Origin of the sequence: Thiohalobacter sp. COW1 (assembly GCF_016629505.1) — a bacterium.
Lineage (GTDB): Bacteria > Pseudomonadota > Gammaproteobacteria > Thiohalobacterales > Thiohalobacteraceae > Thiohalobacter > Thiohalobacter thiocyanaticus_A.
Genome location: NZ_AP024239.1, coordinates 1,916,615 through 1,928,253 on the forward strand (window position 1 = coordinate 1,916,615; position 11,639 = coordinate 1,928,253).

The following is an 11,639-nucleotide window of genomic DNA, read 5'->3' on the forward strand; positions in this document are numbered from 1 at the left end:
GACACAGGAAGATGAGGGAAATTTACTGATAGCCCGCACCGCAAATCAGCCTGGGTTCCTTATGCCCCACGGAGTTATTCACTCCTGAGCTGGTCCAGGGCCTGCTTCACTGAGGGACAAAGCGTCATCGCCTTTTGATCCAGTCGTTCGACACCGCTGGAATACGAATAAGGGCAACGGGGATCAGCAGGACGTTCGATCTCCAGCTGCTTTAAGCTCGCCGGCACCAACTCCTTGGCAATCCGCTCGACGAGCCGGGCTCGCGACGAATTCGTCCCGTGTATCTCCGCACGCATACGATGGTAGGACAAGATGCTCGCACCGGAATCGCCGCCCGGGCCGCCGAGACTGAACACAAAATTGGCGTCGCCGTGATAGATGTCCACTCCAGTAATGCCGACATACATTGTCCGTCTGTCTCCGAAATGCACCATCCGGGCACGCGCATGCAAACGCTGCATGGGCGGCTCCGCTTCGAATTGCCCCTGCGCCGTCTCCACCGCCCCCACCGTTTCCTCTACGTAGTAGCGCGACAGCGCATCCTCTGATTCCGCCGCATCGTAGAGCGCCTCAACATATCGGGACTTCGTCCACTCGCCGAAATCGATCGACTCGTCCCCGGACTGTACCAAGTAGGCTTCAATCGCCCGCTGACGCGGAATGCGATCGGCCTTTCCCCACTGCCATGATTCCTTCAGTCTCATAATCCGGACCGGGATATCCGTCATCTCGTTGAATACCTCGGCCACCTCCGTAACCAACCATGGATTGCAGGGCGGCAAAGGCACCAATACAACCTGCAGCCCAGGGCCCACCCCGTGAATCTCCGGAAAATCCTCCACCGACGCCGGTGCCCGTCCGAGAAACTCAGCCGCAGCATCGATGAGTTGCCGAATCTCTGCGTTTTCAAGAACGACTCGGGCACTGTCAGCAGCCGCCCCATTATCAGGCGAATGGCGGAAAAACAGCGCATGCGCCCTGTAATCAGCGGGGGATGACTTGAGATGTCGCTCAAGAACATGCAGGCCAGCCTCAAGATCCCCTGCACCGATTAAATGCTCAGCATATTGACGGATGTGCGGACTCCATACGCCCATCTGGACGTTACCCCCGGCGAGAGCCTCTTCATAGCGCTGCCGATTGACCAGGTGCTCGAGACCCTCCAAACTCTCGTCCGGTACCGAAGCCTGATCCGTCTTCGAGCTGAACGTCCAGATTTGAATCGAGGCAGGCAGAACGAACACCTGCACATCAAGTTCAGCCTCATCCACCTGCAGCATCGCACGGATTGTTGTATCCGTAATACTGACAAACCGCCCTTTCTTCGCCGTCTCCATCCTGTCGTTGATATTGGACGCGATGGCATTCAACAGATCATGGCAGCGAGATCGAACGCAGTCGATATGCTCCACCATCAACATACCCGCGTCATCGAACGTCCCATAGACGGCCTGCTGAACACCTTCTTTCTCGGTCTCATTCAAATACTGCGGCTCCCATCCACCGTATTTCAGTGCGGGCGCGTAGTAGTCGGGAAGGAAAGAAGACACTTGTACTGCCAATGCAGAATGGCTAAATAGAGCCAGCACCAGACCTGTTAGCGAGATTTTCTTATCCAGTTTTTCTACAAAACCCAGCAACATTCCCTCCCCTTTTATTCTCATTTATATTGACAGAGACCATTTCTTGTGCGACTGCTTCACGGGAACCATTCTATCAGAGCGGCCAGCCCAGCCATGGATGTAGTGGTGGATCAGACTTCCCTCGGCGTCGGCCTAGACGATCAGGTTGCCGGCAGCGTCATAGGTAATTGAATCTCCACAATAAGCCAGCTGAATATATTCAGGATAGACTACTTACTTTTTAACGCAGGTCTTTCCACCCAGACCACACAAAAAATGCCCCAACCAAGCAAAATATCAGCCCATATCCATAACGCTCCGCATCCAGAAAAACATTAACCCCCCGTGCGATTTGACCTGTAATCATTACAGATACGCCGTATATCAAGCAGCCAATACCTACAAAAAATTTCACACTGCAACCCAGCCATTCAGTCATTTTTTTGAAGAAAACATGGATTTCATATTTGAAGCAATACGGTCGATAGCCACCGGAATTGCTTCGATCGAGGTAAGCGCATACGACACGGGTGAGGGCGAGGGTGAACTCGCAGTATTAGTCCTCCTACCCACCGCAAATTCCACAACATCTATTCCTGACTGAATAGCTTGTGGATTTGAGCCTGAGGTCAACGCGGCCGTCGCTGCAGAACTCCCCATAATCCGAGAACGGGCCGCCTGCCAGGCAGAGGCCAACGCACGCCCGACATGCGGTGCGGCCGCCCGCCCGGCCGTCATCACCGCGCGGCCTGCCCACACGGCACAGGGCACACAGTAGGTCCCCTCGGGATCAACCCCGATGATCGGATTCCCACCCACATAGGCATACAGGTTCAGCCCGCCCTCGAACCCGATCGGGTCCTCGGAGATGAACCGACCCACTTCGGCATCGTAATAGCGCGCCCGCATGTAGTACAGCCCCGCGGCCTCCTCCATCACCCCGTACTGGCCCACGTAGGTGAACGGCTGCGGGACGGCCTCGCTGCGCTCGGCCACCCGCCCGTAGGGGCGGTAGCTGTAGGCGTTGACAATGGCCTCGTCGGCATCCGTGATCGCCACCGTGCTGCCCAGGGCATCGAAGTGATAGGTGTAGGCGGTGTCGCCCTCGATCAGCGCGATCAGGCCCTGGCCGTGGATGTAGTGGCGGATCAGCCGCCCTGCGGCGGTATAACTGCAACCAACCGTTGCCCCATCCAGGCACAACCGCCGGAGCAGCTAGTCGTAGGCATCATAATAGTGAAGGGTCTCCGCCCCGCGGTCGATCATCCTAGAACATGCCTGCATCCAGGATTATTCACAATACTAATTCCCGCATTCCTTCATGTTCGTTTTTTAATCCATACTGCGACATACCTCAATAGCAACAAGTAAAGGACTGCGATTAATACAAATGCCACATTATTCCCAATATATTGTTTAATCGGATAATAAAAAAAACCAAATAGCAATATTCCCAAGATGAGAATCGTATTAGACTTGTTCATTATTTGTTGCTCGTACTACTGATTGCATCGCTGTTATTCTCACCGAACATTGCTTTACCTGCAGCCTTAGATATTTGCCATCCAGCTTGCGTCATAACTTCATCGCCGAATTTCCTAGATGCCCTCCGTCCAATATTATTGCCGGGATTCCGATTTATGACCTTACTCAGCTTATTGAGTTTTTTGGCAGAACTGAAAATACTCGGTGATACAGCACCTACTGCTGCAGATACAGCAACATCCTCCCATCCAATCTCAGTCCAGTCACCTCCATTTAATGCCAGCTGCAATCCAACCTCCATGCCGCCGCCAACTATGGCACCAAAAATCCCAACCTCCCCACTGGGATCAACAGCATTGATCGGATTCCCACCCACATAGGCATACAGGTTCAGCCCGCCCTCGAACCCGATCGGGTCCTCGGAGATGAACCGGCCCACTTCGGCATCGTAATAGCGCGCCCGCATGTAGTACAGCCCCGCGGCCTCTTCCATCACCCCGTACTGGCCGACGTAGGTGAAGGGCTGGTCCATGGTCTCGCTGCGCTCGGCCACCCGCCCGTAGGGGCGGTAGCTGTAGGCGTTGACAATGGCCTCGTCGGCATCCGTGATCGCCACCGTGCTGCCCAGGGCATCGAAGTGATAGGTGTAGGCGGTGTCGCCTTCGATCAGCGCAATCAGCCCCTGGCCGTGGACATAGTGGCGGGTGATCGTGCCGCCGGCGTCGGCCTCGGCGATCAGGTTGCCGGCGGCATCATGGATGTACTGCGTCGTGACGCCATCCCGGGTGGCCGCGAGGCGGTTGCCCGCGCCGTCGTACGCGTACTGGGTGTCGGCCCCGAGGCCGACCAGCCGGTGGGCGGGGTCGAAGGCGAGGGTCGTGCCGCTCCGGTCGGTCAGCTGGCCCTCGGCGTCATAGGCGAAGCTCTCACCCCCGGCCGTCTGCAGCCGGGTGCGCTCGGCGTTGTAGCTCAGCGGCGTCTCGCCCGCTTCCAGGCTGACCGGGTGCAGGGGCGCTTCGCGCACCTCCTGGGTCCGGTTGCCGTTGCCGTCCAGGCTGAACTGCTGCTCCCATACCACGCTGGCGTCGCTGCGGCGGTGGGTCAGGCGGGTCAGACGGTCGGCGGTGTCGTAGTGGTAGTTCACCACGCTGCCATTGGCATTGAGTTGCAGCACCAGCCGCCCAGCCGGGTCGTAGACATACTCGGTGGTGCGGCTCGCCCAGTCGGTGACGGTGCGCAGCCGGCTCAGGGCGTCGTAGCCGTAGCTCACTGTCCTGCCGTCCGGGTAGGTCAGACCGGTCAGGTTGCCGGCGGCGTCGTAGGCATAGCCCACGCTGTGGCCGTTGGCGTCGGTGCGGCTGGGGCATGCAACCAACGATACTACCATCACGGTCGCACTCGCTGTGCCTGCGACCTGCGCCCACATGCGGGCAGCCATGGCGATTCTATGCCGGATTGCAAGACCTGGTTCCGTCCTTGACCCCGTCGTCCAACGCGGTCGCCGTTGCCGAACTCCCCATAATTCGAGAATGGGCCCCCTGCCCCTGCCCCTGCCCCTGCCCCTGCCCCTGCCCCTGCCCCTGCCCCTGCCCCTGCCCCTGCCCCTGCCCCTGCCCCTGCCACTGCCACTGCCACTGCCACGCCGAGTCCAGTGCACGCCTAAACACCGTTCCAGCCAAAGCACCTATTTCTTGTTTTTTTTAGTAATTCCTTGCAACACTCCGTACAGCACCCCTCCTCCTGCAACTATAAATATGATGCCAACAAGGCTCTTAAATTCTCCAAAATCAACAAAATACCCATAGAACAATCTACTCGCTTTCCCTGTTATAAACACAGATATCCCTATAACCACAAGAAACACTCCCGTAATCAATAGGAATATGCTGCCACTATCTAGCTTAAACTTCATTTGTAACTATTCAAATTTGCTGGTTTATTCATCACAGGCGCGGGTCGATCTGAAGTGGCTTCTGAGGCTGACTCTCCACTTACTGCGTCTAATAAAGACTTCGTTCCAATCGAGACAAATGCGCCAGCATAGCCTCCAGGGGTTGGAGGAGGTGGCCCCTCAGTGGAAACCCCGACAACAAAGTCTATAGCGTTTTCATGAGTCACAGGATTTGACAGCATTGTAGTCGTGACCGGATTCGTATAGGCGAATGTTTTCGCGGCCTGCCACGCCGAGCCCAGTGCACGACCGATATGCGGCGCCGCCGCCCGCCCGGCTGTCATCACCGCGCGGCCTGCCCACACAGCGCAGGGCACACAGTAGGTTCCCTCCGGATCAACCCCGATGATCGGATTCCCACCCACATAGGCATACAGGTTCAGCCCGCCCTCGAACCCGATCGGGTCCTCGGAGATGAACCGGCCCACCTCGGCATCGTAGTAGCGCGCCCGCATGTAGTACAGCCCCGCGGCCTCTTCCATCACCCCGTACTGGCCGACGTAGGTGAAGGGCTGGTCTATGGCCTCGCTGCGCTCGACCACCCGCCCGTAGGGGCGGTAGCTGTAGGCGTTGACGATCTGCTCATCCGCATCGGTCAGCGCCACCGTGCTGCCCAGGGCGTCGAAGTGATAGGTGTAGGCGGTGTTGCCCTCGATCAGCGCGATCAGACCCTGGCCGTGGACGTAGTGGCGGGTGATCGTGCCGCCGGCGTCGGCCTCGGCGATCAGGTTGCCGGCGGCATCGTGGATGTACTGCGTCGTAGCGCCCTCCCGGGTGGCCGCGAGGCGGTTGCCGGCGCCGTCGTAGTGGAACGCGGTCTCTGTCCCGAGGCCGACCAGCCGGTGGGCGGGGTCGAAGGCGAGGGTCGTGCCGCTCCGGTCGGTCAGCTGCCCTTCGGCGTCATAACTGAAGCTGTCGCTGCCGGCACTCTGCAGCCGGGTGCGCTGGGCGTTGTAGCCGAGCAGGGTCTCGCCGGCGGCCAGGCTGACGGGATCGTAGACATACTCGGTGGCCCGACCCGCCCAGTCGGTGATCATTCAATGCATTGAGGTAATATCCCAGTTTTCTGGCAACTGCTCCGTGATTTCTTTGCCGGATAAGCGCACCAAGACCGATTCAATATCCTTATCCTTTCCATTAAAACAAAACTGCCTGCCGTCTTTCAGATCGAGTCGAAAATGATCGGTCTCGCGTGCAAACAAGGTATTGATGCGTTTCAGCCAATGCCCTTCTATCCGAAATCGTTTTACACTGGCGATTTCATGAGGAGTAAAAGAATCCTGCTTCAAGTAATATCCTTTGACGCGGACCTTACCTGCATCATGGAATAAATGATAGACAATGAATAGTTTTCTAATATCATGGAGCAATACTTGGTATGCTCCAATCAAGAACCAGATACCAACATATATGGGAATAATACCGCTCAAAACCAGCTGAACCATTCGAGAGAGATTATTTTTTAGATCTTCGAGTTCCGGCCCCAAGACTTGGTACAACATATATATACCCGTAGCAATGAACACATAAAACACAACATGCCCGGGCAGATAAAACCATGCCAATATTCGGTAACCCAGACCCTCCGTCCATCTGGCCTCGGCCGACTTCATAAAAGCTGGCATCGTCGGATTATTTCCCTGCATTGAAGCTGGAAGATACATTGCGCCCAATCAGTGTACCGGCATTGCTCGGCCCAAACCCGATCACGCCTGCCGATATCTGTTCCGCCAGGGTTTTGCCGAAGGGCCGTGTGATTGCTGACGCAGCTCCGCCTCCAATCCCCGCGCCAACAACCTCTAGCGCATTAAAATTTTGCACAAAAGATTGATCTGCATCAGTTCCTATACTGATTCCCTGTGCAACAACATTTGAGGCTGAGCTCAACCCGGCGCCTCGAGCAAAAGTCGCACCTACTGTCCTGCCAACCGAAAGGGGCGAAAGCGCACCAGCTGCCGCACCCGTACCTGCCCCGATCAAGGCATCTTTCACATTACAGCCATCCAGGCAAGCGCCGATTCCGCCTGCAACACCGCCGATGATTCCGCCAACGGCATTGACCACCCAAGTCCCTTCCGGATCGACCCCGACGATCGGATTCCCACCCACATAGGCATACAGGTTCAGCCCGCCCTCGAACCCGATCGGGTCCTCGGAGATGAACCGGCCCACCTCGGCATCGTAGTAGCGCGCCCGCATGTAGTACAGCCCCGCGGCCTCCTCCATCACCCCGTACTGGCCCACGTAGGTGAACGGCTGCGGGACGGCCTCGCTGCGCTCGACCACGCGCCCGTAGGGGCGGTAGCTGTAGGCGTTGACAATGGCCTCGTCGGCATCCGTGATCGCCACCGTGCTGCCCAGGGCATCGAAGTGATAGGTGTAGGCGGTGTCGCCTTCGATCAGCGCAATCAGCCCCTGGCCGTGGACATAGTGGCGGGTGATCGTGCCGCCGGCGTCGGCCTCGGCGATCAGGTTGCCGGCGGCATCATGGATGTACTGCGTCGTGACGCCATCCCGGGTGGCCGCGAGGCGGTTGCCCGCGCCGTCGTACGCGTACTGGGTGTCGGCCCCGAGGCCGACCAGCCGGTGGGCGGGGTCGAAGGCGAGGGTCGTGCCGCTCCGGTCGGTCAGCTGGCCCTCGGCGTCATAGGCGAAGCTCTCACCCCCGGCCGTCTGCAGCCGGGTGCGCTCGGCGTTGTAGCTCAGCGGCGTCTCGCCCGCTTCCAGGCTGACCGGGTGCAGGGGCGCTTCGCGCACCTCCTGGGTCCGGTTGCCGTTGCCGTCCAGGCTGAACTGCTGCTCCCATACCACGCTGGCGTCGCTGCGGCGGTGGGTCAGGCGGGTCAGACGGTCGGCGGTGTCGTAGTGGTAGTTCACCACGCTGCCATTGGCATTGAGTTGCAGCACCAGCCGCCCAGCCGGGTCGTAGACGTACTCGGTGGTGCGACCCGCCCAGTCGGTGACGGTGCGCAGCCGGTTCAGGGCGTCGTAGCCGTAGCTCACCGTCCTGCCGTCCGGGTAGGTCAGCTCGGTCAGGTTGCCGGCGGCATCATAAGCATAGCCCACGCTGTGGCCGTTGGCGTCGGTGCTGGCGATCAACCGCCCGGCGCCGTCATAGCTGTTGGCCATGCTGCCGTGGGGGTCGGTCATCTCGACCAGGCGGTCGTGGGCATCGTAGCGGTAGCTGACCGTCGTCCCGTCCGCGTATTCCTGTCGGGCCACCTTGCCGGTGGCGGTGTACTCTGTGGTCACGGTATCGCCGTTGCGGTCGGTGGTGCTGATCCGCCGGCCGGCGCCGTCGTAGCCGTGGGTCACGGTCGCGCCCTGCGGATCAGTGCGCTCGGTGACCAGGCCCCGATCGTCATAGGCAAAGGTCGTTGTGGCCCCTTCGCGGTCGGTCAGTGACAGCAGCCGGCCGAGCGGGTCGTGGTCCCGCATCACTGCCGGATAGCTGCCCGTGGTGGTCGCGGCCACCTGACCGTAGACATCGTGATCGTAGTTCGTCTCCACTGCGCGGGCGTCGGTGCGGCTGGCCAACAATCCGCCGGCGGTATAGCTCAGGCTCACCTCGTTGCCCTCGCCGTCGCGCCGGGCGATGACGTGGTGGGCGGCGTCATGGTCGCACTCCGATACCTGCCGTTTTTGGTTGGAAATTAAATCTGTCCCTGTTTTTCGCTGCCCCCGTTTTTCGCTCGTTTTTCATTTTTGAAAAGAAATACTAAATCACCTACATCGCTCATCGCTCCAGAAACATAGAAATAATCACCTCCAACGAATCTCACGCAATAATTCTCATTCTTACTGACTAAAGGGGTTATAACCCCTTTAAACCCAAAAACATGAATCTTTTCCACACGATCCACCTCATTATCGTAAAAAACGGATCTAAATAAGTTTTTCCCAACAAGAAATCTCCATACGATAATTTTGCCGCCACCATGCCACTCAATCTTTCTTGCCACATGGATGCAATTATAAAAAAATACACAGCCCACAAGTGACAACACAGCAAGAAACGTTATTGAAATCAACCAAAGCAAGAATAAATCCAATGATTCAAGCATGCGATGAGTGCTTATATGAAGCATTTGGTAAAAAACTGCAAAAAGGCCAAACAACATTAACCACAAGCCCTGACTAAATTGGCCATATTGGTTATCAACAAACTGAAACGGCTTTTTTTGTGGACTCATTTTCTGGGATTACCCCACATAGCCCCACCAACTGCGGGTAACGACCAACCCCACTTCGAACCCACAACACCGCTTAGGGCACCCCCAAGTTTAGTATCAGGCATACCGAAGGTATTTAGTCTTGCCAAGCCACCTGCGGCAGTAGCACCCACAAATGACCCCACATTAAAGTCTGAAATTGTTTTGGATGAATCATTCAATATCACTGACGCTTGACTAGTGGCATTAGCTCCCCCAGAAATTACGCTCGTTCCTACAGTCTGCTTTGCCAAAGAAAGGTTCTTAAGAAGTCCAACCCCCAGAGCACCTGCACCTGCGCCAATCGCCGCTTCTCTCAACACACCGCCTATACTTTCTCCTTGTACAGCAGCACCTATCCCGCTAGAAATTCCACCGATTATCGCGCCTAAACACCATGGGCATTCTCCACTGGGATCCACAGCATTGATCGGATTCCCACCCACATAGGCATACAGATTCAGCCCGCCCTCGAACCCGATCGGGTCCTCGGAGATGAACCGGCCCACCTCGGCATCGTAGTAGCGCGCCCGCATGTAGTACAGCCCCGCGGCCTCTTCCATCACCCCGTACTGGCCCACGTAGGTGAAGGGCTGGTCCATGGTCTCGCTGCGCTCGACCACCCGTCCGTAGGGGCGGTAGCTGTAGGCGTTGACGAGCTGTTCATCCGCATCGGTCAGCGCCACCGTGCTGCCAAGGGCATCGAAATGGTAGGTGTAGGCGGTGTTGCCCTCGATCAGCGCGATCAGGCCCTGGCCGTGGATGTAGTGGCGGGTGATCGTGCCGCTGGCGTCGGCCTCGGCGATCAGGTTACCGGCAGCATCGTGAATGTACTGCGTTGTGGTGCCACTGCGGGTGGCCGCGAGGCGGTTGCCGGCGCCGTCGTAGTGGAACGCGGTGTCGGCCCCGAGGCCGACCAGCCGGTGGGCGGGGTCGAAGGCAAAGGCTGTCCCGTCCCTGTCGGTCAGCTGGCCTTCGGCGTCATAGGCGAAAGTGTCGCTGCCGGCGCTCTGCAGCCGGGTGCGCTCGGTGTTGTAGCCGAGCGGCGTCTCGCCCGCTTCCAGGCTGACCGGGTGCAGGGGTGCTTCGCGCACCTCCTGGGTCCGGTTGCCGTTGCCGTCCAGGCTGAACTGCTGCTCCCACACCACGCTGGCGTCGCTGCGGCGGTGGGTCAGGCGGGTCAGGCGGTCGGCGGTGTCGTAGTGGTAGTTCACCACGCTGCCATTGGCATTGAGTTGCAGCACCAGCCGCCCAGCCGGGTCGTAGACATACTCGGTGGTGCGGCTCGCCCAGTCGGTGACGGTGCGCAGCCGGCTCAGGGCGTCGTAGCCGTAGCTCACTGTCCTGCCGTCCGGGTAGGTCAGACCGGTCAGGTTGCCGGCGGCGTCGTAGGCATAGCCCACGCTGTGGCCGTTGGCGTCGGTGCTGGCGATCAGCCGGCCGGCCCCGTCGTAGCGGTTGGTGGTGCTGCCCTGCGGGTCGGTCATCTCCACCAGGCGGTCGTGGGCATCGTAGCGGTAGCTGACCGTCGTCCCGTCCGCGTATTCCTGTCGGGCCACCTTGCCGGTGGCGGTGTACTCTGTGGTCACGGTATCGCCGTTGCGGTCGGTGGTGCTGATCCGCCGGCCGGCACCGTCGTAGCCGTGGGTCACGGTCTCGCCCTGCGGATCGGTGCGCTCGGTGACCAGCCCCCGGTCGTCATAGGCAAAGGCCGTGGTCGCCCCTTCGCGGTCGGTCAGTGACAGCAGCCGGCCGAGCGGGTCGTGGTCCCGGGCCACTTCCGGATAGCTGCCCGTGACGGTCGAGCTCACCTGGCCGTAGGCGTCGTGGTCGTGGGTGGTGGCCACCCCGCGGGCGTCGGTGCGGCTGGCCAGCAGCCCGGTGGCGGTGTAGCTCAGGCTCACCTCGTTGCCCTCGCCGTCGCGCCGGGCGATGACGTGGTGGGCGGCGTCATAATGGTGATCGACGACTAGAGAACTATTTTACTTGCGAATTCTGAGCACGCAAGCATTGCAAATACGCTGAAGCCAGTATTGCCCCCCCCACCAATAGTACCAGCGAAATCACTACAACTATTCCCAAATACCTATCCAAGTAACCATAATATTCTTGCCGCCCAAACATAATTATCGCTAATGACAAAAACATCATTGCGATACCTATCCAGCTCTTAACTAACTCACACTTACAGGACTTATTCAAAATACGTTTTCTCTATTTATTAATCGACTTACCCACAACCCATCCACCTATAACCATTAAAGGCAACCAAACAACGTTAGACAATACTCCTGAAGGTAAGATATACATCAGAATACCCCCTATGCCTGCTATCAAAACACCCACGATAAGAAGACCATAATTTTTTAC

General features: G+C 58.2%; 8 protein-coding genes and 1 pseudogene. All 9 read right to left on the reverse strand.

What is annotated here, in order from left to right; genetic code table 11:
• Positions 1-74: 74 nt before the first annotated feature.
• Positions 75-1,643 (reverse strand): hypothetical protein, encoded by a 1,569-nt coding sequence (locus COW1_RS08945; RefSeq protein ID WP_201343951.1) that lies wholly within the window; start codon positions 1,641-1,643, stop codon positions 75-77.
• A gap of 414 nt (positions 1,644-2,057) precedes the next feature.
• Complete coding sequence (locus COW1_RS08950; protein ID WP_201343952.1) at positions 2,058-2,825, reverse strand: RHS repeat-associated core domain-containing protein; 768 nt, start codon at positions 2,823-2,825, stop codon at positions 2,058-2,060.
• A gap of 280 nt (positions 2,826-3,105) precedes the next feature.
• A complete protein-coding gene (locus COW1_RS08955) occupies positions 3,106-4,494 on the reverse strand; it encodes an RHS repeat domain-containing protein (protein WP_242466539.1) in 1,389 nt (462 codons plus the stop codon).
• A 521-nt stretch (positions 4,495-5,015) separates the two neighbouring features.
• Positions 5,016-6,095, reverse strand: a complete 1,080-nt coding sequence (locus COW1_RS08960; RefSeq protein ID WP_201343954.1) for an RHS repeat-associated core domain-containing protein — start codon at positions 6,093-6,095, stop codon at positions 5,016-5,018.
• Positions 6,096-6,722, reverse strand: a complete 627-nt coding sequence (locus tag COW1_RS08965) for a hypothetical protein (protein WP_201343955.1) — start codon at positions 6,720-6,722, stop codon at positions 6,096-6,098.
• Positions 6,691-8,712: an RHS repeat-associated core domain-containing protein gene (locus COW1_RS08970; protein WP_255534313.1), complete on the reverse strand. Its 2,022-nt coding sequence runs from the start codon at positions 8,710-8,712 to the stop codon at positions 6,691-6,693. The genes COW1_RS08965 and COW1_RS08970 overlap by 32 nt, the downstream gene beginning before the upstream one ends.
• Positions 8,712-9,251, reverse strand: coding sequence for a hypothetical protein (locus COW1_RS08975; protein WP_201343957.1), 540 nt, complete (start codon positions 9,249-9,251; stop codon positions 8,712-8,714). Before COW1_RS08975 ends, COW1_RS08970 begins: the two co-directional genes overlap by 1 nt.
• On the reverse strand, positions 9,248-10,756 hold the full coding sequence (locus COW1_RS08980) for an RHS repeat-associated core domain-containing protein (RefSeq protein ID WP_255534314.1): 1,509 nt from the start codon (positions 10,754-10,756) through the stop codon (positions 9,248-9,250). The genes COW1_RS08975 and COW1_RS08980 overlap by 4 nt, the downstream gene beginning before the upstream one ends.
• Positions 10,742-11,212: pseudogene (locus COW1_RS17130) on the reverse strand (hypothetical protein); the annotation flags it as partial. The gene COW1_RS08980 and the pseudogene COW1_RS17130, both read right to left, overlap by 15 nt.
• Positions 11,213-11,639: the final 427 nt, after the last annotated feature.

Coding starts and splice junctions, on each gene's coding strand:
- COW1_RS08945 (WP_201343951.1), bottom strand. CDS start 1,643: ATGTTGCTGGGTTTTGTAGAAAAACTGGATAAGAAAATCTCGCTAACA.
- COW1_RS08955 (WP_242466539.1), bottom strand. CDS start 4,494: ATGGTAGTATCGTTGGTTGCATGCCCCAGCCGCACCGACGCCAACGGC.
- COW1_RS08960 (WP_201343954.1), bottom strand. CDS start 6,095: ATGATCACCGACTGGGCGGGTCGGGCCACCGAGTATGTCTACGATCCC.
- COW1_RS08965 (WP_201343955.1), bottom strand. CDS start 6,722: ATGTATCTTCCAGCTTCAATGCAGGGAAATAATCCGACGATGCCAGCT.
- COW1_RS08975 (WP_201343957.1), bottom strand. CDS start 9,251: ATGAGTCCACAAAAAAAGCCGTTTCAGTTTGTTGATAACCAATATGGC.
- COW1_RS08980 (WP_255534314.1), bottom strand. CDS start 10,756: ATGACCGACCCGCAGGGCAGCACCACCAACCGCTACGACGGGGCCGGC.